Below are 25,547 nucleotides of genomic sequence, written 5' to 3' on the forward strand. Positions count from 1 at the left end.
TCCGGCCGGGCACTCCCCCAACCGTCAACAACCCCGCAGCGAGAGGTGACCGATGGCCGACACGGATCCCGCCGGGCCGGTGATGGACCGGGACGAGGTGGACCGTGCGCTGGCGCGGCTCGGCGCGGAGCACGAGGCGATCGAGACCTCGCTCCTCGCCCTGCAGGACCACGCGGGCCGGAGACTCCTGGAGGGCGCGCGGCTCACCGGCGTCACCGCGGAGCGCTGGACGGTCACGGAGGCGTCGATCACCCTGCTGTGGACGTACTTCGACGCGTACACGGACGCGCTGCGCAGGGCCCGGGAGATCCGGTCCCGCCGCCGCTGGTCCAGCCGCGAGGACCTGGCGGAGCTGACGGAGCTGCTGCGCGGCGACGCGGTGACCGTGGCGGGCGGCGCCGCGACGGCCCTCGGCGCCGCCCCCGGCAGACTCGGCGAACGCTGTTCGCTGGCCTCCCTCGTCGACCGCATGAACGAGCTGTACGCGGCCTCGCTGGACATGGTCGTCGCCGCCGACGCGGTGTGGTCGGCGCTGCCCGCCCGGATCGACCTGCTCGCCGCCGAGCTGCAGCGCACCGGCCGGCTCGCGCACTCGGTCGGCGTGCGCCCGGGCGAGCATCCGGCGGGCGACGACCTGGAGCGGATCACCCGCACGCTGACGAAGCTGCGCGAGCAGGTGGTGTCCGACCCGCTGGCGTACTGGAAGCGGGCGGAGGGCAGTTCGGCGCCCGGCGGCGGACGGCCCGACACCACGGTCTACGACCGCGAGGCACGTGCGCTGGAGGACGTGCGCCGGGAGATCGACGCGGTGCTGACGGTCCGCCAGGACGCGGAGAAACGCATCATCAGACTGCGGGACGTGCTGTCCCGCGCCGACCGCACCCTCGCCGAGGCCCGCACCGCGCGCGGCGAGGTGCTGGCGAAGATCGCCGCGACGGAGGTGCCGGTGGTCAGCGGACCGCCGACCGCGTTGCAGGAGCAGCTGTCGACGGCCGCCGAGTACCGCAGGCACGCCCAGTGGCACCGCCTGTCCCCGCTCCTGGAGTCCCTCGAACGGAAGGCCGAGGACGAACTGCTGCGCGCCCGTGAGTCGCTGACCGCGGTGACGGCGCCGCTGGCGGTCCGCGCCGAGCTGCGCGGGCGGCTGGACGCGTACCGGGCGAAGGTGGCCCGGCACGGCCTGGCGGAGGATCCCGTCCTGGTGGAGCGGTACGAGAAGGCGCGTCGCATGCTGTGGAGCGCGCCCTGCGACCTGCGCGCCGCCGACCGGGCGGTGCTGCGCTACCAGCAGGCGGCCGCGGAGCTCCTCGGCACGGAGCCGCGGGTACCGGGCCAGGGCGTGCCCGACGACCGGAGGGAGCCCGGCGCATGAGCGAGGAGGGGGAGGCCGCGTCATGAGCGAACCGGAGAACCGGGCGGCCGGGGCCGGGTGCCAGCGCCCCGGGTGCGGCGGCGCGTACGAGGACGTCGGCGGCGGCGAGCTGTACTGCGACACCTGCGGCCTGGCCCCGGTGGTGTCGCCGACCGGCATGGTCGGCTCGGCCCCGACCGGCATCACGGCGGACGGCCGCGGATCGCGCGGCTCGGCGGGCAGCGGGCGCTCCGGCGGCCGCGGTTCCCGCACCTCGTCCCAGTCGTCGCGGTCCCAGTCGTCGCGGTCCCGCCGTTCGGTCTCCGGACGGCTCTCCCGCTCGGTGTCGGGCCGGACCGCGGGCCGCTCGGTGTCGGTGCGCGGTTCCGGCGCGGGCGCCGGCTCCTCCGGCCGCGGCCGCCTCGGCGCCGGTCTGGTCGAGGTGCCGCCGATCCCGCGCCCCGATCCGCGCACGATGGTGCTGGCCGACCCCGAGGTGCCCGAGCGGAAGCGGTTCTGCTCGCGCTCGGACTGCGGGGCGCCGGTGGGCCGGGCCCGCGGCGGCCGGCCGGGGCGCACGGAGGGTTTCTGCACCAAGTGCGGCCACCCGTACTCGTTCGTCCCGAAGCTGCGGGGCGGCGACATCGTGCACGGCCAGTACGAGGTGGTCGGCTGTCTGGCGCACGGCGGCCTCGGCTGGGTCTACCTCGCCGTGGACCGGGCGGTCTCGGACCGCTGGGTGGTGCTGAAGGGCCTGCTGGACACGGGCGACCAGGACGCGATGGCGGCGGCGATCTCCGAACGGCGCTTCCTCGCGGAGATCGAGCACGCCAACATCGTGCGGATCTACAACTTCGTGGAGCACCTCGACCAGCGCACCGGCTCCCTCGACGGCTACATCGTCATGGAGTACCTGGGCGGCAAGTCGCTGAAGGAGATCGCCAACGGCCGCCGCACACCGGAGGGCAGACGCGATCCGCTGCCGGTGGAGCAGGCCTGCGCGTACGGCATCGAGGCCCTCGAGGCGCTCGGCCACCTGCACAGCCGGAACCTGCTGTACTGCGACTTCAAGGTCGACAACGCGATCCAGACCGAGGACCAGCTGAAGCTGATCGACATGGGCGCGGTGCGCCGGATGGACGACGAGGAGTCGGCCATCTACGGCACGATCGGCTACCAGGCGCCCGAGGTCGCCGACGTCGGCCCCTCGGTGGCGTCGGACCTATACACGGTGGCCCGTACGCTCGCCGTCCTCACCTTCGACTTCCAGGGCTACACGAACGTCCACGTGGACTCGCTGCCCGACCCGGACGGCATCGAGGTCTTCCGGCGGTACGAGTCCTTCTACCGCTTCCTGGTCCGTGCCACCGACCCGGATCCGGCCCGCCGGTTCGCCTCCGCGCAGGAGATGACCGAGCAGCTGACGGGCGTGCTGCGCGAGGTGGTCTCCCTGCAGTCGGGCCGCGCCCGTCCCGCGCTGTCCACCCTCTTCGGTCCGGAACTCCGGGTGACCGACACGGAGTTGTTCCCCGCGCTGAACGGTGACGTCTCCCGCCTCGGCGCCCGCCCGGTCCGCCTCCGCAAGGGGACGCCGCGCGCGCTCCCGCCCGCCGCCGGCGCCCCCGCCCCGGTCAGACCCGTCGACTGCCCGGCCGCCGCGCTCGCGCTGCCCGTGCCGCACGTCCATCCCTCGGACCCCAACGCCGGTCTCCTCGCGGGCCTGCTGACGTCCGCGCCCGGTGAGCTGATCAACGCGCTCGCCGCCGCCCCCGCCCCGTCGGTGGAGACCCGGCTGCGCGAGATCCGCGCCCGGCTGGAGACCGGCGAGTGGTCCGCCGCGCTGGCGGCGCTGGACGCGCTGGAGGAGCAGGACCCCGACGACTGGCGGGTGGTCTGGTACCGGGGGGTGGCCTCGCTCGTCACCGGCGACCACGAGGGCGCCGCGCTCGCCTTCGACGCGGTCTACGACGCGTTCCCCGGCGAGATCGCGCCGAAGCTGGCGCTCGGCGTGTGCGCGGAGGTGCTGGGCCAGCTGGACAACGCCGCCGAGTACTACCGCCTGGTGTGGGCGACCGACCCGAGCCATGTGAGCGCCGCGTTCGGCCTGGCCCGGGTGCGGCTGGCGGCCGGGGACCGCGGCGGCGCGGTACGGACGCTGGTGTCGGTGCCGGAGTCCTCCATCCACTACACGGCCGCGCGGGTGGCGTCCGTACGGGCGCGGCTGCGCGGGCGTACGGCCGCCGCCGGTGACGTACCGTTCCTGGACGACCTGACCGCCGCCGCCGGGCAGGTCGAGGCCCTGGAGGCGTACGGTCTGGACCCGGCGCGACGCGAGCTGTTGTCGGCCGAGGTCCTCGGCTGCGGGCTGGACTGGGTACTCTCCGGGGGCCGGGGTTCCGCCCCTCCCGCCGCCGGGGGACGGACGCTGCTCGGCAGCGGTCTGGACGAGCGGGGCCTCCGTTTCGGCCTGGAGCGTTCGTACCGCACGCTGGCCCGGCTGGCGCGCAGCGGCGAGGAGAGGATCGACCTGGTGGAACGTGCCAATCGTTACCGCCCCCGGACGTGGGTGTAGTTGATGTCGCAGATGCCTCAGCAGGCCGCTCTGACGAAGTGCCCGAGCTGCGAGGAACCCCTCGAGTCGGGTGACCGTTTCTGCGGTGCGTGCGGATACGACCTGTCCGTGGTCCCCGTGCGGCCACGGGACGAGCCGACGATCGCCGTGAACGGCTCGGTGCCGTCGCAGGTCCTGACGGACCGTGACCGGCCCCGGCCGCCGTCGGCCCCGCCCGCCGCGCCGGCCTGGCCCGGCGCGGACGGCTCTCCCGTGCCCGACGCCCCGGCCGGCCGCGGAACACCGGTCCAGGGCGCCCCCGCACCGCCGTCCGGCGCCCAAGTGCCGCCGTCCGCTGCCGGGGTGACGCCCCCACCCCCGCCCCCGGCGCCCGGCGCCCCTGTCCCGCCGCCCCCGGCGCAGGGCGCCCCCGTGTCGCCACCGCCCCCGGCCCAGGGTGCTCCCGTTCCGCCTCTCCCGGTACCGGGCGCCCCTGTCCCGCCGCCCCCGGCGCAGGGCGCCGTACCCCCTCCCCCGCCCGCGGCGTCCCCCGCGCCGTCGTCCGGGGTCCGCTTCGACCGGCGCGCGCAGCCGGAGGAGGGGTCCGCTGCCGCCGGCCGGCCGGCCGCGCAGCCCGACGAGTACCCGCTCCAGGCGCCGGACCCGCGGGTGGCGGCCGAGCAGCGGCCGGCCGCCGACGGCGCCGCGGTGTGCGTGGCCTGCCGTGCGGGCCGGGTCGACGACGACGGCTACTGCGAGAACTGCGGCCACGCCCAGCCACGCGAACGGGACCACATGGAACAGGAGTGCGGGCCCGTGGCCGCGGTCAGCGACCGCGGTCTGCGCCACCACCGCAACGAGGACGCCTTCGCCGTCGGCGTCACGGCGCTGTCCGACGGCTCCCCCGCCTCGGTGGCGATCGTCTGCGACGGCGTCTCCTCCGCGACCCGTCCCGACGAGGCGTCACTCGCCGCCTCCCGTGCGGCGAGCGAGTCCCTGCTGGCGGCCCTGCCACGCGGCACGCACCCGCGGCAGGCGATGCACGACGCGATCGTCGCCGCCTCCGACGCGGTCAACGCGCTGGCCGACGAGCCCGCGGCGGCCCGTGAGCACGCCCCGCACCAGAACGCCCCGGCGTGCACGATCGTCGGCGCCGTGGTGACGGCCGGTCTGCTGGTCGTCGGCTGGGTCGGCGACAGCCGCGTCTACTGGGTGCCGGTCGACCGCTCCGTCCGGGCGGCCCGGCTCACCGAGGACGACTCGTGGGCCGCGCAGATGGTCGCCGCGGGCCTGATGGGCGAGGCCGAGGCGTACGCCGACCAGCGCGCGCACGCCATCACCGGCTGGCTCGGCGCCGACGCGTACGAACTGGAGCCGCACACCGCCTCGTTCGAGCCGGACCGGCCCGGCGTGGTCGTGGTCTGCACGGACGGCCTGTGGAACTACGCGGAGTCGGCCGGCGAGATGGCCGGGGTGGTGCCCGCGGACGCGGCCGTACGACCGCTGCACGCCGCCCGGGTGCTGGTCGGCCACGCCCTCGACGGCGGGGGCCACGACAACGTAACAGTGGCCCTCGTCCCGTTCCCCGCCGTCCCGCAGGGGGCAGGATCGGCCTGAGGCCGCTTGCGGGCCGCCTCGCACGGAGAAGTCCCGACGGACCGGAGGGGACCGGTCCGTCATCCGTCGTCGTCCCGCGCCGCCGGGGCAGCCAAGGGGGAGCGAACCAGGCATGGCCAATTTCTCGAAATCGAACGTGCCGCAGTTCTCGGTGGACGTGTACCAGAACGAGTACCTGCCGGAGGGCGGCCGCGAGGTCAACGCCGTCGTCACGGTGACCGCGACCGGCGGCGGCACCATCGGCAGCGCGGTGGCGGCGCCCCACCTCTACTCGCCCGGTGAGGGGCCGTCGGCGGCGGTGGTCCTCATGGTCGACTGCTCGGGCTCGATGGACTATCCGCCGACCAAGATGCGCAACGCCCGCGACGCGACGGCCGCGGCGATCGACGCCCTGCGCGACGGTGTGAACTTCGCGGTGGTCGGCGGCACGCACGTGGCCGAGGAGGTGTATCCGGGCGGCGGCGGTCTGGCGGTCGCCGGCGCCGGCACGCGGGAGCGGGCCAAGCAGGCGCTGCGGAAGCTGAGCGCGGGCGGCGGCACGGCGATCGGCACCTGGCTGCGGTTGGCCGACCGGCTGCTGGCGTCGGCGGACGTGGCGATCCGGCACGGCATCCTGCTCACCGACGGCCGCAACGAGCACGAGTCGCCGCAGGACCTGAAGGCGGCCCTGGACGCCTGCGCGGGACGGTTCACCTGTGACGCCCGGGGTGTGGGCACCGACTGGGAAGTGAAAGAAGTCACAGCCATCGCCTCCGCCCTCCTCGGCACCGCCGACATCGTCGCCGACCCGGCCGGTCTCCCCGCCGATTTCACGCGGATGATGGAGACGGCGATGGGCAAGGAGGTCGCGGACGTCTCGCTTCGGCTGTGGACCCCGGTCGGCGCGACGGTGAGGTTCGTCAAGCAGGTCGCGCCGACGGTCGAGGACCTGACCGGCCGCCGCACGGATGCGGGCCCGCGCGCGGGCGACTACCCGCTGGGTTCCTGGGGCGACGAGTCCCGCGACTACCACGTCTGCGTGGAGGTGCCGCCCGCGGACATCGGGCAGGAGATGCTGGCGGCCCGGGTGTCGCTGGTGATCCCGCAGCCGTCCGACGGCGGCGTGCGCAACCTCGGGGCGCAGGGTCTGGTCCGGGCCGTGTGGACGGACGACATGGCCGCCTCGACGGCGATCAACCCCCAGGTCGCCCACTACACCGGGCAGGCGGAACTGGCGGAAGTCATCCGGCAGGGCCTGGACCTGAGCAAGGGGGGAGATATCGGCGGAGCGACGGCCAAACTGGGCAGGGCCGTTCAGCTCGCGAGCGTGTCCGGCAACGCGGATACTGCGAAACTGCTTGCGAAGGTGGTGGACGTGGTCGACGCCGCGACGGGTACTGTGCGACTGAAGACGAAGGTCGAGGAGGCCGACGAGATGACGCTCGAGACTCGGTCGACAAAGACTGTTCGTGTAAAGAAGTGATCCGTAAGTAATCGAGCCCGACCCCTCGGGGTGGGAGAAACCGGCCGGAACCGGCCGGACGAGGAGAGGGGGAAGCGCCGACATGCCGACCTGCCCGAGCGGACACCAGTCGGGTTCCGACGACTGGTGCGAGGTGTGCGGTCACCGCATGGCGGGTGCCGTGCCCCCGCCTCCTCCCCCGCCGCCCGCACCCGGCGGCGGCTACGGATTCCCCCCGCCCGGCGGCCCCGCCGGCGGCCCCGCCGGCCCCGGTGGTTTCGGCGGCCCCGGTGGCGGCCGGCCGGAGCTGTGCCCGCAGTGCCGTACGCCGCGCGAGGGCGCGGCGCCGTTCTGCGAGGAGTGCCGGTGGAACTTCCTGACGAACACGGCGACCTCGTACACCCCGGCCGCCCCGCGCCCGTCGGCCCCCGGTCCGGGTCCGGGTCCGGGTCCGGGTCCGGGCGGACCCTTCCAGCAGCCGCCCGGCGGACCGTCGTACGGCGGCGGTGACGCGTACGACTACCAGGGTTCGCGTCCCTCGCAGATGAACCGTCCCGCCGAGCCGATCCCGCCGGGCCCGCCCGGCTTCGGCGGCGACCCCTCGCGCTCCGTACCGCCCTCGCCCGGCCCGGGCGGACCCGGTGGCTTCGGCGGCCCGAACGGCCCCGGTGGGCCCGGTCGGCCTGGTGGACCTGGTGGGCCCGGTGCTCCGAGCGGCCCCGGTGGCCCCAACGGCCCCGGTGGCCCCGGCGGGTCCGGCGGTCCGAACGGCCCCGGCGGGTCCGGTCGGCCTGGTGGACCTGGTGGTCCCGGCGGCTTCGGTGGGGCCGGTGGACCTGGCGCCTTCGGCGGTCCGAACGGCCCCGGTCGGCCTGGTGGACCTGGTGGGCCCGGTGCTCCGAACGGCCCCGGTGGGCCCGGCGGTCCGAACGGTCCCGGTGCCCCGCAGGCGTTCCGGTCCGGGCCGTCGGCCCCGCCCGGATTCCCGCAGGAGACGACCGGCCGCCCCCAGCCGGGCGGACCGCCCTTCGGCGGCGGTGACGACGACTGGGTGATCTCCCCGCCGGCCGGCGGACCCGGTGGGCCCGGTGGCCCCGGTCCTGGGTCCGGCCCTGGGCCCGGCCCTGGGCCCGGCGGTCCGAACGGCCCCGGTCAGCGCGGCGGTTACGGCTACCCGCAGCCCGGTGCGACCCAGGCTCCGCCCGGCCCCGGCGGCTTCCCGCAGCAGCCCGGGCCGCCGCAGGGCCCCGCGACCTGGACCGCGACCATCGGCCCGGACCGCGAGTACTTCATGGCGATGATGCAGCGCTCCGGCCCCGAGGCCGCGGGCCTGAACCTGCCCGCGTACTCGCCCGAGCAGCAGCGCACGCTCACCGGCAACCAGATCACCATCGGGCGCCGCCGCCACTCCACCGGCGACACCCCCGACATCGATCTGTCGACCCCGCCGGAGGACCCGGGCGTCTCCCACCAGCACGCGGTGCTGGTGCAACAGCCGGACGGCACGTGGGCGGTCGTCGACCAGAACTCGACGAACGGCACGACGGTCAACGGTTCGGACGAGCCGATCCAGCCGTTCGTCCCGGTCCCGCTCCAGGACGGCGACCGGGTCCACGTGGGCGCCTGGACGACGATCACCATCCACCGGGGCTGAGCACGGCCCCCGGGGCACCGGTCGTGAGGCCGCGGCGTTCGCGCCGCGGCCTGCCCGCCCGCGCCTCCGCGGTGGGCCGGTCCTAGGCCTCCGGTCCTATGCCGTCGCGTCTGAGACCATGGACGGCGTGACAGAGATTCGGCGCGGCACGCTTCAGGAGCAGACCTTCTACGAGCAGGTCGGCGGGGAAGAGACCTTCCGTCGGCTCGTCCACCGTTTCTACGTGGGAGTGGCCGACGACCCACTGCTGCGGCCCATGTACCCCGAGGAGGACCTGGGCCCGGCCGAGGAGCGGTTCGCGCTGTTCCTCATGCAGTACTGGGGCGGTCCGACCACGTACAGCGAGAACCGCGGCCATCCCCGGCTGCGGATGCGTCACGCCCCGTTCAAGGTCGACCGGGCGGCGCACGACGCCTGGCTGAAGCACATGCGCGACGCCGTGGACGAACTGGGCCTGTCCGAGGAACACGAGCAGACCCTGTGGAAGTACCTGACGTACGCGGCGGCGTCGATGATCAACTCCCCGGACTGAGACGACCCCACCGGCGCGATCCGGCCCCTCCGGCGTTCGAGGAGCGGGGGTCCAGGGGGCAGAGCCCCCTGGGGACGGACGGGAAGGGGCGGCGGGGGCGAAGAGAACCCTCCCCCCTTCCCCATCGCATTCCGGTCACCCGGCGCCGGTTTCCGATCACGATCCGGTCAAGTCCCCGCCCCGGACGGTTACCTCCGGCACCCCCCTCTGACAGCATCACCCGAAGGTCCGGACAGCCACGGGGGGTTGCGGTGCCATCCGCAGGGAGCTCGGCGGGATTCGTCCTCGCCCGCGCACGCGCGCACGCACCACTCCTCGCGGCCGCCCTCCTCACCGTCCTCCTGACCACGGCCGTCCTCGCCACCCTCACCGCCTACTCCACCGCCATCGGCGACGCGTCCCTGCGCCACGCCCTGGCGGCCCCCCGCACCGCCGCCGACACCACGCTCGCCGTCGAGGCCGAGGCCCTCCCGCCGGACCGTCGCGCCGCCGCCGACACCGCCGTGCGCGAAGGCGCCCGGGACGCCTTCGACGGACTGCCGGTGACGCTGCGCACCCTCACCCGCTCCGGCCCGTACGCCCTGCCCGGCTCCCTCCGCCCCCCGGACGAACGCGCGAAGGCGGACGAACCCGACCTCACGCACTTCGCGGCCCTGGACCGCACCCAGGTACGGATCACCGAGGGCCGCATGCCCGCACGGGCCGTCGGCACGGAGATCGAGGCCGCCCTCCCGGAGACCGCCGCCCGGGCCCTCGCCCTGGAACCGGGCGACCGCCTCACCCTGGACGACCGGCTCGACGGACCGCCCGCGAAGGTCCGGATCACCGGTCTGTACCGGCCCGTGGACACCACCGCGCCCTACTGGCGGCTGGACGACCTGAACGGCCGCGGGATCGTCACGGACCACTTCACGACGTACGGCCCCCTGCTCACCACCCCCGCCGTGTTCACCGGAGACCACATCAGCACGGGCCCCTCGGGCTGGCTGGCGTCGGCCGACTTCTCGGCGATGACGACCGGGCGGATCGACGCGCTGCGCGAGGCGGTGCGCCGGGGCGTCGCCGCCCTGCCCGAGGCCGGGGCGCTGGACGGCACGGCGACCGCCACGAGCGAGCTGCCCGCCGCGCTGGACCGCATCGAGCGCTCCCTGTTCGTCTCCCGCTCCACGCTGCTGGTCATCGCGCTCCAGCTCGCCCTCCTCGCCATGTGCGCCCTGCTGCTGGTGGCCCGGCTGCTGAGCACCGCACGCGCGGGCGAGACCCGGCTGTTGCGGGCCCGTGGCGGTTCCCGCGCCCAGGTGGCCCGGCTCGCCGCCCTGGAGGCGCTGCTGCTGGCCGTGCCCGCGGCGGCCTGCGCCCCGCTGCTCGCCGGACCGCTCACCCGGCTGCTGGCAGGGCAGGGCGCGCTGGACCGGATCGGGCTGCGCCTGGACGCCTCCGTCGGCGCGGTCGCCGGACGCGGCGCGGTGTGGCTGACGGCGGCGGGCGTGGCGCTGGGCTGCGCGCTGGCCGTCACGGTCCCGGCTCTCGTCTCCTCCTTCACGGCCGGCCGTGCCAAGCCGCTGCCGGGCCTGGTGCGCGCGGGCGCGGACGTGGGCCTGCTGGTGGTGGCCGGTGTGGCGTACTGGCGGCTGAGCCGCCGGCCCTCCGGCGCCGTCGGCGAGGACCTCGGCGTCGATCCGCTGCTCGTGGTCGCCCCGGCGCTGGCGCTGCTCGCCGGTACGGTGCTGACGCTGCGGCTGCTGCCGCCGGTGGCGCGGCTGGCCGAGCGGCGGGCGGCCCGCGGTCGCGGCCTGCCGGGGGCGCTGGCGGGCTGGCAGCTCAGCCGCCGCCCGATGCGCGGGGCCGGCCCGGTGCTGCTGCTGGTGCTCGCCGTGGCACTGGGCACGCTGGCGATCGGTCAGGGCTCCTCGTGGGACCGCTCGCAGGACGACCGGGCGGACTTCCGGGCCGGTGCGCCGGTGCGGGTGACCACCGCCGGGCAGGGCGGGTTCGGCCGTACCCAGGCGTACGCGGCCGTCCCGGGCGTGCGCGAGGCCGCCCCCGCCGCCCGTACGACCGTGCCGCTGTCCGGCGGGCGGACGGCGACCGTGCTGGCGCTGGACACCGCGCACGCGGCGGACACGCTGCTGATGCGCCCCGACCTGGCGCCGGAACCGGTGCCCTCGCTGGTGTCCGGGCTGTCTCCGAGGGGCGCCGCGGCGGGGGTCCGCGTCCCGGCGGGCACCGCGCGGCTGGCGCTGACGGCGGCGCTGCGGGGCGCGGACGCGCGGGCCCCGGTCACGGCCACCGCCACGGTGGAGGACTCCCACGGCACCCCGTACACGCTCGGTCTCGGCGGGCTGCCCGCCGACGGACGGCCCCACGCCCTCGTCTGCGACCTCACGGCGGCCGCCGAGGCGCCGGTGGGCGCGCTGACGCTGACCGGGCTCCGGCTGGAACTGACCCAGCCGGTCGGGAAGGCCGAGCGGCACCGCCTCACCCTGGCGGCGCTGACCGCCACGGACGCCGGCGGCCGGGACCGGGAGCTGCCGCTGCCGGACGAGTGGAAGCTGTCCGTCCGCGCCGGTCGCGCGGTGTCCTCCCCGGGCGGGGGCACCGGGCCGGACCGGCCCCGCGTGGTCCCCGGCGCTCCGACGACCGTCGTCTACGGCACCGGTCACCTCCCGTCGGAGCTGGCCTGGCAGCCGTCACCGCTCACGATCGGCCTCCAGGTGCCGCAGCCGTCGCCGTCCGAGGTCGCCGCCGTGGCGACGGACCGCTACCTCGCCTCCACGGGCGCGCGTGCGGGGCAGCGGGTGGACGTGCGGATCGGCGGGTCCACCGTGCCGCTGCGGCTGGTGCGGGCGGTGCGGGAGCTGCCGTCCGCGCCGGCCGGCGGGAAGGACGACGGCGGGGCCCTGCTCGTCGACCTGCGTTCCGTCAACCGGATGATCCAGGCGCGCCAGGGGGAGACCGTGCTGCCGGACGAGTGGTGGCTGGCGACCGCGCCGGGCGCGTCGGCGCGGGTGGCGGGGGCGCTGCGCGGCCGGCCCGACATCGATCCGTCCCGGGTGGTGGTGCGGGACGAGATCGCCGCGGAGCTGCGCGACGACCCGTTCGGCGCCGGGCCGGGGACGGCGTTCGGGGCGGCGGCCCTCGCCGCGGCGGCGCTGACGGCGGTCGGGTTCGCGGTGAGCGCGGCGGGGTCGCTGCGGGAGCGGTCCGCCGAGTTCGCGGTGCTGCGCGCGCTCGGCGCCTCCCGGCGGCGGCTGGCCCGGGTGGTGCTGGTCGAGCAGGGGGTACTGGTCGGTCTGGCGCTGGCGGTGGGCGTCCTGCTCGGCGCGGTGCTGGCCCGGGCGGTGATCCCCCTGACCGTGCTGACCTCGGAGGCCACCCGCCCGGTCCCCGGCGTCCTGGTGGAGCTGCCGCCCGCCCGGGTGGCCGTCCTCCTGGCCGCCGTGGCCGCGGCGCCCCTGCTGATCACGGCCGTACTGGCCCTGCGCAGGGCGGACCCGGTGACGTCGCTGCGGGAACGGGGAGGCGAGTGACGTGACCGGGCGGACCGCAAAACAAGCGCGGGTGACCGCGCCCTGGGTGCGCACCCGGCTGCGGGCGGCCCCCGGTGCGGCGGCGGCGCTCGCGCTGCTGGTGGCGGTGACCGCGTTCCTGGCCGCCGCGCTGCCGCTCGCGGTCGACCGGTACGGCGACGCGGGGCTGCGCCGGTCGGTGGAGACGGCCGGGCCCGGCCGCACCACCGTCCAGCTGTACGCCTCCCAGGACGAGGTCTTCATGTCGCCGGAGGAGTGGCAGGAGCGGCTGCGCCCGGACGCGGTGCGCGCCCCCTACGCCGAGCTCCTCGCGCTGCCCGGACGCTCCCTGCCGCTCGATGCCGGGCAGTCGTCCCACGGGGTGCGCACCACCCGGCGGCTGGCGGCCCCGGACCCGTACCTGTCCCGGCCGGACGGGATCGCCCCGCAGTTCCACCTCGTCGCCCCGAGCGGGCTCGCCGGCCACGCGCGGCTGCGGGAGGGCCGGCTGCCGAAGGCCCCGGACGACGTCACCGCGGCGACGACGGCGGTCGAGGCCGCGGTCACCGCGGAGACGGCCCGCAAGCTGAACATCGAGGCCGGCTCGGTCCTCCATCTGCCCGGTGTGGAGCGCGCCCCGCTCACGGTGCGGGTCACCGGCGTCGTCGAACCGCGCGCGCCGCGCGGGGCGTACTGGTCGACCACGCCCGTGCTGCGCGGCCCGAACCTGCTGACCGTCCCCGGCGACCCGCAGCGCAGCGTGTTCTGGGCCGGCGCGCTGCTGCTGCCCCCGGGCGCGGCCCCGGCGCTGCTGGGCACGGGCGGGCTCCCCGAGCGGTACTGGACGCTGGCCCCCGAGGTGTCCGCCCTGCACGGTCACGACCTGTCGCGGCTGACGTCGGCCGTCGCCTCCCTGGAGTCGGGTCCGCTGCTCCAGCGGGCCCGTGCGGCCGCCTCGCCGGCCCTGGACGCGGAGACCTCGCTCGACGAGGTGCTCGCCGAGCACACCGAACTGCGCTCCGTCATCGGTCCCCTGGTCGCCGTCGCCGCCTTCGGCACCGGTACGGTCGCGGCCGTCGTCCTGCTCATGGCGGGCGCTCTCGCCGCCGGCCGGCGCCGCGCCGAGCTGACCCTGCTGCGCGCCCGCGGCGTCTCCCTGCCCGGTCTGACCGGGCGGCTGCTGGCGGAGACGGCGGTGGTCGCCGTGCCGGCGGCCGCCCTGGGTCTGGCCGCCGCCCTGCTCGCGGTCGACGGGGGCCGGCCGTCGTACGCCGTGGCCGCCGCCGGCGCCGTCGCCCTGCTCGCCTCCGTGGCGCTGCCGCTGCGGGCCGTCGCCGCGCACCGCGCGGTGCGCGTGCACACCGCCCGCGACGACCTCGCCGCGGCCCGCCCGTCACGGCGCCGCACGGTCGCCGAGCTGACGCTGCTCGCCCTGGCGGCGGGCGCGGTCGTGGCGCTGCGCACGCGCGGTACGCCGGACGGCGAGGGAGCGTCCGGGGACGGGCTGGTGTCGCTGGCCCCGGTGCTGGTGGGGATGATCGCCGCGCTGGTGCTGGTGCGGCTGTATCCGCTGCCGTTGCGCGGGCTGGCCGGTCCGGCCGGCCGGCTGCGGGGCGTGGTGGGCCCGCTGGCGCTGGCCCGCGCGGGCCGTGCCCCGGGGTCCGCGGTGCTGCCCCTGCTCGCCCTGCTGACCGCGCTGACCACGGCCGCCTTCGGCGGTTCCGTCCTCACCGGGGTGGCCGACGCCCGGGACCGCGCGGCCGTCCTCGCCGTCGGCGCGGACGCCCGCGTCGACGGGTTGCGGCCGTTGCCGTCCGGTCTCGCCGACCGGGTCCGCCGCGCACCCGGCGTGCGGGACGTCACCGCCGCGAGCGTCACCTACGAGGGCCGCCCCGCGGACGGCGGGCCGACCGTGCCGGTGGCCGGTGTCGACCCGGCCGGTTACGCGGCCCTCAGCCGGCACACGGGCATCGGCGCCTTCGACCCGGACGTGCTGAGGGCCTCCGGCGCCGGGACCCTGCCCGCCCTGGCCTCCCCCGAGGTCGCCGACCGCCACGGTGGCCGGCCGTTCCCGGTGCGCCTGGACGACGGCAGCCGGTTCACCGTACGGATCGTGGCGGTGCGCGAACGGACCCCGGTGCTGGCCGGGCTGGACTTCCTGGTCGTGGACCGCTCCGGGCTGCCCGCCGGTCCCGCCCGTCCGACCACGCTGCTGGTGACCGGCGACCGGCCGGACGCGGGCGCGCTGCGCGAGGCGGCGGGCGGCACCGCGCAGGTCCGGCTGCGCGCGGAACAGTTCGCGAAGTACGTCGACTCGCCCCTGCAGTCCGGCGCCGAACGCGTCTACACCGCGGCGGTGGCGGCGGGCGCCGGGTACGCCGTGCTCGCCCTGCTGCTGACCCTGCTGCGCGCCGCGCCCGAACGCGCCGCGCTGCTGGCCCGGCTGCGCACCATGGGCCTCACCCGGGCCCAGGGCCGCCGGCTGCTCGTCCTCGAGTCCCTGCCGCAGGCGCTGCTCGCGGCGGCCGGCGGCACGGTCACGGCGTGGGCCGCCGTCCGGCTGCTGTCTCCCGGCATCGATCTGACGACCGTCGCCGTCTCCGCATCCTCGTCCCCGGCGGGACGGGCGGCGCTGCGCACCGACCCGGTGTCCCTGCTGGTGCCGGCCCTGACGGTGGTGGCCTTGACCGTCGGCATCGCGGCGGCACAGGCGTGGTGGACGGGCCGCGGGGGCTCGGTGCGCGAGCTGAGGGCCGGGGACGCCCGGTGAACGCCCCTTCGCCCGCCTTCGCGTCGCGCCGGCTCCTCCCCTTCCCTCCCTTCTCTCCGCAGGAGGCCCCCCGATGACCTCGAACCCCACGCTCGCCGAGCTGGCCGGCCGCGTCACCGCCGACCGCGACCGTCCGGCCTACGGCCACGACGCGCTCATCACCTGCGACCGGCTGGTCCGCGTCTTCGCCGCGGACGGGGTGGAGGTGCAGGCGCTCCAGGGACTCGACCTCCTGGTGCGGGAGGGGGAGTTGATGGCGCTCGTGGGCGCGTCCGGCAGCGGCAAGTCGACCCTGATGAACATCCTGGCCGGCCTGGACACCCCCACGGCCGGGGCGGCCCGCGTGGCCGGCCGCGACCTGCTCACGATGACCGCCAGGGACCGCCTCGCCTACCGCCGCGAGGTCGTCGGCTTCGTCTGGCAGCAGACCTCCCGCAATCTGCTGCCCTATCTGACCGCGGCGCAGAACGTCGCCCTGCCGATGCGGCTCGCCGGCCGCCGCGGCCGGTCCCGTTCCGCCCGCCGGGCCGATGCCGGACGCGCGCTGGAACTGCTGGAGCTGCTGGAGGTAGCCGACTGCCGGGGCCGCCGCCCGCACGAGATGTCCGGCGGCCAGCAGCAGCGCGTCGCCATCGCCGTGGCCCTCGCGGGCGATCCGGCGGTGCTGCTCGCCGACGAGCCCACCGGCGAACTCGACTCGCACACCGCGGAGCAGATCTTCGCCGCGTTCCGCACCGCGAACGAACGGCTCGGCACGACCGTCGTGATCGTCACCCACGACCAGGCGGTGGCGGGCGAGGTCCGCCGCACGGTCGCCATCCGCGACGGCCGCACCTCCACCGAGGTGCTGCGCCGCAGCGAGGTCGACGCGGCCACCGGTCACGAGACCGTCGTCGCCCGCGAGTACGCCATGCTGGACCGCGCGGGCCGCCTGCAGCTGCCCGCCGAGTACACGAAGGCGCTGCACATGCGCGACCGCGTCGCGCTGGAACTGGAACCCGACCACATCGCCGTCCGTCCGGACGACAGCGAAGGGCGGTGAGCGCGGCGGTCTCAGCGCACGCTGAGGCCCAACGCCCCGAGCCCCGCCCGGCGCACGGCGACCGACCCGTACGGCGTGCGCAGCCGGAGCCACGCCCCGGAGGAGAACAGCCCCTGCGCGCCGCCCCGCAGGAACCCCAGCGACTGGGCGGCGTGCACCGCCCGCACCGGAAGCCCGGTCTCCGCGACCGTGCGGGACCAGATCTCCCGTCCGATCCGGTCGAGCTCGGCCCGCGTGCGCCGCTCGGGCGCCAGTTCCTCCGTACGGGACCGGAACTCCGCGACCGACGCGGCGACGAGCCCGCGCAGCTCCTCGGGCGCCGGCAGCCCGGGCTCGGCCCGCCAGCCGCCGCGCGGCGGCAGCACCCCGGCCCACGGCGGCCCGGTCACCGCGCCCGGCACGGCGGCCGTGGCGGCGGACTCGTCCACCGACTCCAGCAGCTCACCGGCGGACACGGTCACGTCCAGCGTGACGTCCAGCCCGTTCTCGTACGGCTTCGCCAGCCGTGCGGCGCGGACGGCGAGCACCTCGAAGGAGGGCGGCCGGCCGAAGACGGCGAGCGCCGTGCCGGCCGCCTGCAACCGCACCGCGGCGGAACGGTCGTAGCGCAGCAGCCGGGAGAGGAAGGCCGCGAGATCCGCGGCCTCCCCCTCGTCGGCGAGGTGGAGCACCGTCATGCGGCGACGGCCTCCTCCTCTTCGCCCGGGCCGTCGTCCGTGTACTCCTGGAGGAACTCGCGCTCCTCCGCGGTGAGGCGGCGCGGACGCTGCGCCTCGAAGTCGAACGGCACGATCACCGTCGACGCGCGGACGTAGACGAGGTCGTCGTCCTTCACCTCGTAGGTGAGGGTGAAGGACGCCGCCCTGATCTCGGTGACCCACAGCTCGATGTCGACCGGGTGGTGCCGGTGGACGAGCTGCCGCTTGTAGTCGATCTCGTGGCGCGCCACCACGGACCCCTGCTTGAAGTCCTTCTCCGGGCGGAACAGGAAGTCGATACGGGCTTCCTCCAGGTAGCGGAGGAAGACCACGTTGTTGACGTGGCCGTACGCGTCCATGTCCGCCCAGCGCAGCGGGCAGCGGTAGATGTGCCGCAAGAGATCAGCCCCGGGTCAGCTTCTTGTAGGTGGCGCGGTGCGGACGCGCGGCGTCCGGTCCGAGCCGCTCGACCTTGTTCTTCTCGTACGACTCGAAGTTGCCCTCGAACCAGAACCACTTGGAGTCACCCTCGTAGGCGAGGATGTGCGTGGCGACCCGGTCCAGGAACCACCGGTCGTGGGAGACGACCACGGCGCACCCGGGGAACTCGAGCAGGGCGTTCTCCAGGCTGGAGAGCGTCTCGACGTCGAGGTCGTTGGTCGGCTCGTCGAGCAGCAGCAGGTTGCCGCCCTGCTTGAGGGTGAGCGCGAGGTTCAGCCGGTTGCGCTCACCGCCGGAGAGCACCCCGGCCGGCTTCTGCTGGTCCGGTCCCTTGAACCCGAAGGCGGAGACGTAGGCCCGCGAGGGCATCTCGACCTGTCCGACGTTGATGTAGTCCAGCTCGTCGGAGACGACGGCCCACAGCGTCTTCTTGGGGTCGATGTTCTCCCGGCTCTGGTCGACGTACGAGATCTTGACGGTCTCGCCGACCTTGATGGACCCGGAGTCGGGCTCCTCGATCCCCTGGAGCATCTTGAACAGCGTGGTCTTGCCGGCGCCGTTCGGGCCGATGATGCCGACGATGCCGTTGCGCGGCAGCGTGAAGCTGAGGTCGTCGATGAGGAGCTTCTCGCCGAAGCCCTTGGTGAGGTTGTTGACCTCGACGACCACGTTGCCCAGGCGCGGGCCCGGCGGGATCTGGATCTCCTCGAAGTCCAGCTTCCGCATCTTGTCGGCCTCGGCGGCCATCTCCTCGTAGCGGGCCAGACGCGCCTTGGACTTGGCCTGCCGCCCCTTGGCGTTGGACCGCACCCACTCGAGCTCTTCCTTGAGCCGCTTCTGCCGCTTGGCGTCCTTCTGACCCTCGACCTTGAGGCGGGTGGCCTTGGTCTCCAGGTACTTGGAGTAGTTGCCCTCGTAGCCGTGCAGCCGGCCGCGGTCGACCTCGCAGATCCACCCGGCGACGTTGTCCAGGAAGTACCGGTCGTGGGTGACGGCCACGACGGTGCCCTCGTACTTGGCGAGGTGCTGCTCCAGCCAGTTCACCGACTCGGCGTCGAGGTGGTTGGTGGGCTCGTCGAGCAGCAGCAGGTCGGGGGCCTCGAGCAGCAGCTTGCACAGCGCCACGCGGCGCTTCTCGCCACCGGAGAGGTTGGCGACCGGCCAGTCGCCGGGCGGGCAGCCCAGGGCGTCCATGGCCTGCTCCAGCTGGGCGTCGAGGTCCCAGGCATTGGCGTGGTCGAGCTGCTCCTGCAGCTTGCCCATCTCGTCCATGAGCTCGTCGGTGTACTCGGTCGCCATCTGCTCGGCGATCTCGTTGAACCGGTCGAGCTTGCCCTTGACCTCGGCGACGCCCTCCTGGACGTTCTCCAGGACGGTCTTGTCCTCGTTCAGCGGGGGCTCCTGGAGCAGGATGCCCACGGTGTAACCGGGAGTGAGGAAGGCGTCACCGTTCGACGGCTGTTCCAGCCCCGCCATGATCTTCAGGACGGTCGACTTGCCGGCGCCGTTCGGACCGACGACACCGATCTTCGCTCCCGGCAGGAAGCTCAGGGTGACGTCGTCGAGGATCACCTTGTCGCCGTGCGCTTTGCGCGCCTTGCGCATGGTGTAGATGTACTCAGCCAAGAGAAACCGTCCGGCAGCTTGAAATCTGGCAGTGGGCAGATACACCCCATCTTGCCCGACCGCTACCCCTGGACGGAAACCCGTCCGGTCCGGAGCCTCTGACCTGGGGCTTCGCCGGCGGCGGGTATGGCTCGCCCGTCACTGCCGGTCGCCATCGGCCGGCCTTGGGCACCCCGTGCGGCCCGGCCCGGGGATGCCGGTCCCCCGACGCGTCGGGCTGTCGCGCCGCCGTGACCGGCTCGGCGGAGTGCCTCTTCCTCGACCGGTCCGTCCGGCGCCACCGGGTGCCGATCGGCCCACCACCGCGGAGAACGACGGGCCCTCCGCCCGTCGTCGGCTCGCCCGGCGGCACGGAGCCACCCGGCTCCAGGGGCTTGCCGCACTCGGGACGGGACGGGGCGTCGCCCCCCCGGCACAGGGAACCTCGCCGCCCCGCCGAAGGTCACCCGCCTGCCGCGGCCCGCACGGCGCGGCTCAAGCCCGAGCGGGCAGCCGGGAGCGAGCCGGTCACGCCGCCCCGCCGGTGGTGGCGCACCCGCTGACGCGGGTTCCGGACTCCGGGACGCGGGCGTGCCGACGCTAGGGCTCAAAGCCCCGGCCGGTGAGCCCGGAACGGTCGGCGCCCGGCTCCGCGGGGATGTCACAGGCCCCTTCCCCGCTCCCGCCCGCGAGCGACCCGAGCACGATCCTTGCGGCCCGTCGCGCGTCGGGGATGCCGCGATGAGGTGAGGGCCTTCGCGCGGCCTGCTCACAGGGATGACATACGATGCGCGCGACCTTCATGAAGATCACATAAGAGGATGTACACGTCATGGCAATCCGCGCCCCCCGTGGCCCCCTGCGCGGCATATCCGCCGTTGTCGCCCTGCTCGCGATCGGCGCGGTGGGCTGCTCGGAGGTCTCCGACGCCGTCGACAGCGCCAAGGACGGCGCGAAGAAGGTGGCCCGCCAGCGCTCGGTGTTCTCGCTGGACGTCGGCGACTGCTACAACCCGAACGGCAAGGCCGAGGGGACGGCGTACTCCGTCGAGATCGTGCCCTGCGACGAGGCGCACGAGGGCCAGGTCGTCGGTGAGTTCGCGATCGACGAGGGCAACGAGTACCCCGGCGACGACGGTATCTCGGCGATCGCGGACAACCGCTGCCCGGTCGAGGCGCAGAAGTACTCCCCGGACACCTGGGCGCTCCCCGAGGGCGCCGCCCTCTTCTACTACACCCCGACCAAGGAGAGCTGGGCGACCGGCGACCGCGCGGTGAGCTGCACCTACACCTCGGAGAAGGGCACGCTCAGCGGCTCGCTGGACACCGCGGAGTCCCTCAAGCCCGAGCAGGCCAGGTACCTCGAGGGTTCGAACGCGCTCTACGAGGCCCTGTGGGCGAACCAGTCCGAGAAGGACCTCGTCGAGGACGACCTGGCCGGTTACAAGGCCCAGGCCAAGGCCGTCGCGGCCGCCCTCGACACGCACGTCGAGGGCCTGGGCGGCATCGAGGGCGCCGAGGTCGGCAAGCTCCGCGCGACGCTGACGAAGGCGGCCGGGAACTGGAAGAAGGCCGCGGACGCCGCCGACGCCGACGCGTTCTACCTCGCCTACGACCCGGCGATCACCGACATCGACCCGAACAAGTCGGTCGCCGCCCGCAAGGAACTGGGCCTGGCCACCACCGTCCCGGCCGACGAGGCCGAGGCCTGGGCGGGCTGACGCACCGCCGGGTCCGGGTCCGGGTCCGGGTCCGGGTCCATCGAGGATCCGGCCCCTGCCCGTGGCCGCCGGCCGTCGGCGCGGGCCGTCTCCCCGTAGTACCGCAGCACGTCCTCCGGCGAACCGTCGTACCGGTACCGCGCTCCCACGACGACGAAGCGGTCGTCGTCATCGCACTCCCGGTGGCGGTCCTTCCCGTCCGCGTCTTCCGGAGCCGCGTCCAGCACCGTCTCGCCGGCCGTCGCCTCGGCGAGACGGTCCTCCTCCTCACCGCAGCCGTGGACGGCCGGGAAGTACGGCGCGGGCAGCCCCGCCGGCAGCAGCGCCGCAGCGGCCACGGCGGCGACCGGTCGGATTCCTGCCCCCGCTCCCCTCGTGCCGCCAGACGCCGGCACACCGGGAGAAGGGCGGCTCACCCCCCGGAGGGAGCGTTCCTGCGGCGGGTGATGACCAGGCCCGCTCCGCCGAGGACGACCAGGGCGATCGCGGTACCGGCTATCCACGGGGTGGCGCTGGAGGAGCCGGTCTCGGCGAGGTTGGTGTCGGTGGGGGTGCCGGCCAGGGGGGTGAGGCTCGGGCCCGTGAGCGTGTGGGTGGTGGTGCCGATCTCGGCGGACCGGGTGAGGCAGTCGAGCACGCCGGTGAAGCGCTGCTCGAAGCCGTTCGGGCCCGTGACCGTGAAGTCGTAGGGCCGGTCCTCGCTCAGCGGGACCGTCACCGTGCGGGACTCGCCGCCCGCGACGGTGTGCTCCCCGCCCGCCACCTCGAAGGTGAACGGCTCGTCGTCCTGGTTGGCGACGGTGACGTCCACCCCGCCCGCGGCGCAGTTCTCTCGGGCGGACAGTGCGGGTATCGCGCCTTCGAGCGCCCAGGTGGCGCTCGCCGTCGCCGAGACCGTCGACTCGCTGGAGCCGGCCAGGATCTGCGTCTGGCTCCTGCTCTCGGAGACGAAGGCGCGGCCGACCGGCACCGTCGTCGAGGCCTGCACGGTCAGCTCGGCGGTGTCCGCCGCCGCGTCCTCGGGCACCTCGAAGAAGATCTGGCCGCCGTCGGTGGCGGTGGTGACGGGCTCGCCGTCCTTGTCCACGATCCGTACCCCGGTCGTGGTGGCGTCCGCCGGCGGGGAGACGGTCACGCTGCGCGCGTCCGTGCGCACCGTCACCGGACCGATCAGCTCACCCGGGCGGCCGGAGACCGCGGGCGGGTCCAGGGCCAGCGACGCCTTCGGCTCCCCCTGATCGCGGGCCTTCTTCTGCAGGTAGTCGGCGAGTTGCTCGGCCTGGGGGTCGACGGCGTCCACGGAGACGTCGTCGGAGTACCGCCAGATGGCCACCTGTGTGCCGGCCGCCGCGTCCTGCTCGGTGAGCCGGCCGCGTACGCCGGCCTTCTTCGCGAGTGCCGCGAGGTCGTTGACCTGCGGGTAGGAGTTCCGCAGGATCCAGCGGATCCGGCCGGCGTCCTTGTTGACGCCGAGCGAGGTCCCGCTCCAGGCGGTCTCGTGGTACTTGGCGTCCTTCTGCGTGGGCGTCTGGATGTCGACGCAGTACGTCTGCAGCGTGCCGCCGCCCTCGACGGACATCTCGAACAGTCCCGCCGACACCTGCTGGTCCCCGGCGGCGCCGTGGATCACGGCCGCGCCGTAGGTCTTGAGCCCGCCCACGGTCGCGGCCGCCCCGCTGTGCCCCTGTGCCGTCTCCTCGTCGGCGGCTGCCGTCCCGGCGCCGGCCAGTGCGGCCGTGGCGACGAGTCCGGACACCAGCGCCCCTGCGGCGAGACGGGCCGACCCGCATCCGCGTGCGGACCCCGCGGAGAACGAAGCAAACACCGAAATCCTTCCCGGGCGGGACCCGTTGACGTGGGGGGCTGACGGTCCCACCAGCAGAATCACCGGCCCCGAGAGTGCCGGGAGCCTTGCCCGGCATCCTAAGGAGGCGGCGAAGCGCGCTTGCCGGTGATCGCGTCGGAGGAGTGATCCGACTCGGAATCGTTATCGCGGAAGCCGTCACGAGCAGGCCTTGTCGACAAATCCACTCGGGATGTTCCGGTGCGGATCCACCGATAAGCCGTGGTTCAGTCAGCGGCGGCGCCGAGGCCGAATCCCTGACTTCATGTCACCGCCGCCGCTTCCGGCTGCCGTTGCGGCACGCTTCCGTACGCCGCCGCCGGATTCCCCGGCCCGCTTTCCCAGTCGGGTCCGGAGCGCTCCGGCACGGAGGCCTGCTCCGGCCGTTGCGCGCGCCGGAAGGCGGTCGTGCCCCGGGCGAGATCGTGACCGATCGACACCGCGTCGATGTCCGCCGACATCCACCCCTGCTGCCCCTCGCGCGTCTCCGTACGCACCTTCAGCCGGCCCTGCACGATCACCGGTTCGCCCACCGACAGCGACGCCGCCGCGTTGGTGGCGAGCTGCCGGTTCGCCCACACCGTGAAGAAGTTGGTGTGTCCGTCCGCCCAGGCGCTCTTCTCCCGGTCCCAGTACCGGGACGTGACCGCGAGCCGGAACCTGGCCGCGGGGCCGGACGCCGTCTCCCGGTACACCGGCTGCGTCGCCACGTTGCCCACCACGCACACCATCGTCTCGTTCATCGTGTCTCCCTCCCTCGCCCGGCCCCGCCGGCCGCGCACGGCGACACCGGCGCCGGGCTGGTACGCGTACGGGCCCGTCCCGTACGGCTGCCGTCCGGCAGGGCGACCGCGGACCGTCCCGCGATCGCCGCGAAGCCAGACTGCCTCCGTCGGGCCGGGCCCGCCGAGCGCTGTGGACCGCTTCCGCCCTGTGGACATCCCCACCACCCGAAGGAGGCGCTCCGCCTCAGCCCCGGCCGGCCCCCGCCCCTGCCCCCACGACCCGCCCGTACTGCTCCCGTACCTCCCGGTACCGCAGCAGCTCCGCCGCCACCGGATCCAGGACACGGGCCCGGCCGCACCCCGCGGCCGCCTCCCGCAGCCGCCTCTCCGCCTCCTGCCCGTACCGCCGGGCGGGCCCCCGCGCCGCCACACGGCAGCTCCACTCGACGAGCGGGCCGCCGACGATGCCGACCACCATCAGCAGCACCGGCACCCCCAGGTTCGGCGCCACGACCCCGATGATCTGCGCCAGCAGCCACAGCCCGCCGGCGAACTGAAGGACTGTCATCGACACCTGGGCAAGCACCGCCAGCGGCCACCACCCGGGCCGCGGCGGCCTCCCCGGCGGCAGTCCCGCGCGTACGGCCAGCTCGTCCAGTGCCTCCGGCAGGCCCTGGGAGCCGCGTACGGCCGCCTCCCGCACAGCCAGCGCCCACGGCGCCGGCAGTCCGGCACAGGCGCGGTCGGCCACCGTGCGCACCGCCTGTTCCACGCGCTGCCGGGCCGTCGCCTCCTCGTCGGGCTGACCGCGCAGGGCGACCCGGCCGGTGGACGGCTCGCTCCGCGCCTGACACCAGCGCCACAGCCGCAGCCAGGGCGTGCCGCAGGCGCGGTTCGCGTTGCGCAGCCAGGCGCGCTCGGCCGCCTCGCCCGTGGCGGTGGCCCCCACGGCGTCCGCGAGCCGGTCGGCGAACTCCTCGCGCGCCTCCTCGCTCAGCCCGGTGCGCCGCCGGGTGGCGTACACGGGCCGCAGCCGGGCCGCCGCGACGTCCACGTCCGCGGAGATCCGCCGGGCCGGGGCCCCGCGCTCGGCCACGAACCGGGCGAGCGATTCGCGCAGTTCGCCGACCCCGTCACCGGTGAGCGCGGACAGCGCCAGCACGGTCGTACCGGGTTCGCCGTACTCCCCCAGGACGATGCCGTCCTCGTCGAGCAGTCGCCGCAGATCGTCCAGGACCTGCTCGGCGGCCTCCCCGGGCAGCCGGTCGATCTGGTTGAGGACGACGAACATGACCTCCGCATGGGCCGCCATGGGCCGCAGATAACGCTCGTGCAGCATGGCGTCGGCGTACTTCTCCGGGTCGACGACCCAGATGACCGCGTCGACCAGTCCCAGGACGCGGTCCACCTGCTTCCGGTGCTGGACGGCCGCCGAGTCGTGGTCGGGCAGGTCGACCAGGACCAGCCCGCGCAGCCGCTCGTCGGCGTCCGCGGTCGCCTGGAGGGGGCGCCGCCTGAGCCGGGGCGGGATGCCGAGGCGTTCGACGAGCCCCGCCGCGCCGTCGCTCCAGCTGCACGCGATGGGCGCGGCGGTGGTCGGCCGCCGTACGCCGGTCTCCGAGACGGGCACTCCCGCCAGCGCGTTGAACAGCTGCGACTTGCCGCTGCCGGTGGCGCCCGCGATGGCGACGACGGTGTGCTGTCCGGAGAGCCGGCGCCGCGCGGTGGACTCCTCGAGGACCCGGCCCGCCCGCGCGAGGGTGCGGTTGTCGAGCCGGGCGCGGGAGAGCCCCACCAGTTCGCGCAGCGCGTCGAGCCGCGACCGCAGCCACGGGTCGTACGCGAGCGGGGTCACGGTCTGCGGCGCGGCCGTGCGGGCCGCCGCCCCGCGCTGTTCCTCGTCGGAGCCCCCGTTCACCCGGCGCGCGATCAGCCCGTCGTCCCAAGGGCCCGCGGTGTCCGTACGGGGCGGCCGCCCGGCGTCACGGTCGACGTGCTCGGGACGCTCGGGGTGCTCGGTGTGGTCCTGGTCAGTGACGGCGGTCACC

General features: G+C 75.2%; 17 protein-coding genes. 10 read left to right on the forward strand and 7 right to left on the reverse strand.

The genetic code is table 11. The annotated features are described in order from the left end of the window. Positions 1-52 precede the first annotated feature (52 nt). From ACZ8ZB_RS11940 to ACZ8ZB_RS11980, 9 genes are all read left to right on the forward strand, one after another. Complete coding sequence (locus ACZ8ZB_RS11940; RefSeq protein ID WP_470737689.1) at positions 53-1,372, forward strand: hypothetical protein; 1,320 nt, start codon at positions 53-55, stop codon at positions 1,370-1,372. 22 nt (positions 1,373-1,394) lie between these two features. Then, entirely contained in the window at positions 1,395-3,923 is a 2,529-nt protein-coding gene (locus ACZ8ZB_RS11945; RefSeq protein ID WP_470737690.1) for a serine/threonine-protein kinase, read from the forward strand. A 3-nt stretch (positions 3,924-3,926) separates the two neighbouring features. Beyond that, complete coding sequence (locus ACZ8ZB_RS11950; RefSeq protein ID WP_470737691.1) at positions 3,927-5,519, forward strand: PP2C family serine/threonine-protein phosphatase; 1,593 nt, start codon at positions 3,927-3,929, stop codon at positions 5,517-5,519. A 112-nt stretch (positions 5,520-5,631) separates the two neighbouring features. Beyond that, positions 5,632-6,981, forward strand: coding sequence for a vWA domain-containing protein (locus ACZ8ZB_RS11955; RefSeq protein ID WP_470737692.1), 1,350 nt, complete (start codon positions 5,632-5,634; stop codon positions 6,979-6,981). An 82-nt stretch (positions 6,982-7,063) separates the two neighbouring features. Further along, on the forward strand, positions 7,064-8,614 hold the full coding sequence (locus ACZ8ZB_RS11960; protein WP_470737693.1) for an FHA domain-containing protein: 1,551 nt from the start codon (positions 7,064-7,066) through the stop codon (positions 8,612-8,614). 118 nt (positions 8,615-8,732) lie between these two features. After that, positions 8,733-9,146, forward strand: coding sequence for a globin (locus ACZ8ZB_RS11965; RefSeq protein ID WP_470737694.1), 414 nt, complete (start codon positions 8,733-8,735; stop codon positions 9,144-9,146). Between the two features lie 251 nt (positions 9,147-9,397). Beyond that, complete coding sequence (locus tag ACZ8ZB_RS11970; RefSeq protein ID WP_470737695.1) at positions 9,398-12,676, forward strand: FtsX-like permease family protein; 3,279 nt, start codon at positions 9,398-9,400, stop codon at positions 12,674-12,676. Position 12,677: 1 nt separating this feature from the next. After that, positions 12,678-15,425, forward strand: coding sequence for an FtsX-like permease family protein (locus ACZ8ZB_RS11975; protein ID WP_470737696.1), 2,748 nt, complete (start codon positions 12,678-12,680; stop codon positions 15,423-15,425). A 73-nt stretch (positions 15,426-15,498) separates the two neighbouring features. After that, positions 15,499-16,467, forward strand: a complete 969-nt coding sequence (locus ACZ8ZB_RS11980) for an ABC transporter ATP-binding protein (protein WP_470737697.1) — start codon at positions 15,499-15,501, stop codon at positions 16,465-16,467. 11 nt (positions 16,468-16,478) lie between these two features. Here ACZ8ZB_RS11980 and ACZ8ZB_RS11985 read toward each other — a convergent pair whose 3' ends face one another. The 3 genes from ACZ8ZB_RS11985 to ettA are packed head-to-tail and all read right to left on the reverse strand — an operon-like array spanning position 16,479 to position 19,232. After that, positions 16,479-17,144 (reverse strand): DUF8185 domain-containing protein, encoded by a 666-nt coding sequence (locus ACZ8ZB_RS11985; RefSeq protein ID WP_470737698.1) that lies wholly within the window; start codon positions 17,142-17,144, stop codon positions 16,479-16,481. Next, the gene (locus tag ACZ8ZB_RS11990; RefSeq protein ID WP_470737699.1) at positions 17,141-17,563 is read right to left on the reverse strand and encodes an acyl-CoA thioesterase; all 423 of its coding nucleotides are present in this window, start codon (positions 17,561-17,563) and stop codon (positions 17,141-17,143) included. Before ACZ8ZB_RS11990 ends, ACZ8ZB_RS11985 begins: the two co-directional genes overlap by 4 nt. A gap of 4 nt (positions 17,564-17,567) precedes the next feature. After that, positions 17,568-19,232, reverse strand: a complete 1,665-nt coding sequence (gene ettA / locus ACZ8ZB_RS11995) for an energy-dependent translational throttle protein EttA (RefSeq protein ID WP_470737700.1) — start codon at positions 19,230-19,232, stop codon at positions 17,568-17,570. Between the two features lie 811 nt (positions 19,233-20,043). Here ettA and ACZ8ZB_RS12000 point away from each other — a divergent pair. Next, positions 20,044-20,931 (forward strand): septum formation family protein, encoded by an 888-nt coding sequence (locus ACZ8ZB_RS12000; RefSeq protein WP_470737701.1) that lies wholly within the window; start codon positions 20,044-20,046, stop codon positions 20,929-20,931. Here the strand turns inward: ACZ8ZB_RS12000 and ACZ8ZB_RS12005 are convergent. The 4 genes from ACZ8ZB_RS12005 to ACZ8ZB_RS12020 form a co-directional block, all read right to left on the reverse strand. Further along, on the reverse strand, positions 20,820-21,269 hold the full coding sequence (locus ACZ8ZB_RS12005; RefSeq protein WP_470737702.1) for a hypothetical protein: 450 nt from the start codon (positions 21,267-21,269) through the stop codon (positions 20,820-20,822). The genes ACZ8ZB_RS12000 and ACZ8ZB_RS12005 overlap by 112 nt on opposite strands. A gap of 74 nt (positions 21,270-21,343) precedes the next feature. Continuing rightward, on the reverse strand, positions 21,344-22,756 hold the full coding sequence (locus tag ACZ8ZB_RS12010; protein ID WP_470737703.1) for a Cys-Gln thioester bond-forming surface protein: 1,413 nt from the start codon (positions 22,754-22,756) through the stop codon (positions 21,344-21,346). Between the two features lie 281 nt (positions 22,757-23,037). Continuing rightward, positions 23,038-23,517 carry a single-stranded DNA-binding protein gene (locus ACZ8ZB_RS12015; RefSeq protein WP_470737704.1) on the reverse strand — a complete coding sequence of 160 codons (480 nt, stop codon included), beginning with the start codon at positions 23,515-23,517 and terminating at the stop codon, positions 23,038-23,040. Positions 23,518-23,743: 226 nt separating this feature from the next. After that, complete coding sequence (locus tag ACZ8ZB_RS12020) at positions 23,744-25,546, reverse strand: YfjP family GTPase (RefSeq protein WP_470737705.1); 1,803 nt, start codon at positions 25,544-25,546, stop codon at positions 23,744-23,746. Position 25,547 lies beyond the last annotated feature (1 nt).

The organism is Streptomyces sp. 12E, from assembly GCF_055633275.1.

Excerpts from the sequence above, each read along its gene's own strand:
- ACZ8ZB_RS11940 (WP_470737689.1), top strand. The coding sequence starts at position 53 with ATGGCCGACACGGATCCCGCCGGGCCGGTGATGGACCGGGACGAGGTG.
- ACZ8ZB_RS11945 (WP_470737690.1), top strand. The coding sequence starts at position 1,395 with ATGAGCGAACCGGAGAACCGGGCGGCCGGGGCCGGGTGCCAGCGCCCC.
- ACZ8ZB_RS11950 (WP_470737691.1), top strand. The coding sequence starts at position 3,927 with ATGTCGCAGATGCCTCAGCAGGCCGCTCTGACGAAGTGCCCGAGCTGC.
- ACZ8ZB_RS11955 (WP_470737692.1), top strand. The coding sequence starts at position 5,632 with ATGGCCAATTTCTCGAAATCGAACGTGCCGCAGTTCTCGGTGGACGTG.
- ACZ8ZB_RS11960 (WP_470737693.1), top strand. The coding sequence starts at position 7,064 with ATGCCGACCTGCCCGAGCGGACACCAGTCGGGTTCCGACGACTGGTGC.
- ACZ8ZB_RS11965 (WP_470737694.1), top strand. The coding sequence starts at position 8,733 with ATGGACGGCGTGACAGAGATTCGGCGCGGCACGCTTCAGGAGCAGACC.
- ACZ8ZB_RS11980 (WP_470737697.1), top strand. The coding sequence starts at position 15,499 with ATGACCTCGAACCCCACGCTCGCCGAGCTGGCCGGCCGCGTCACCGCC.
- ACZ8ZB_RS11985 (WP_470737698.1), bottom strand. The coding sequence starts at position 17,144 with ATGACGGTGCTCCACCTCGCCGACGAGGGGGAGGCCGCGGATCTCGCG.
- ACZ8ZB_RS12000 (WP_470737701.1), top strand. The coding sequence starts at position 20,044 with ATGGCAATCCGCGCCCCCCGTGGCCCCCTGCGCGGCATATCCGCCGTT.
- ACZ8ZB_RS12015 (WP_470737704.1), bottom strand. The coding sequence starts at position 23,517 with ATGAACGAGACGATGGTGTGCGTGGTGGGCAACGTGGCGACGCAGCCG.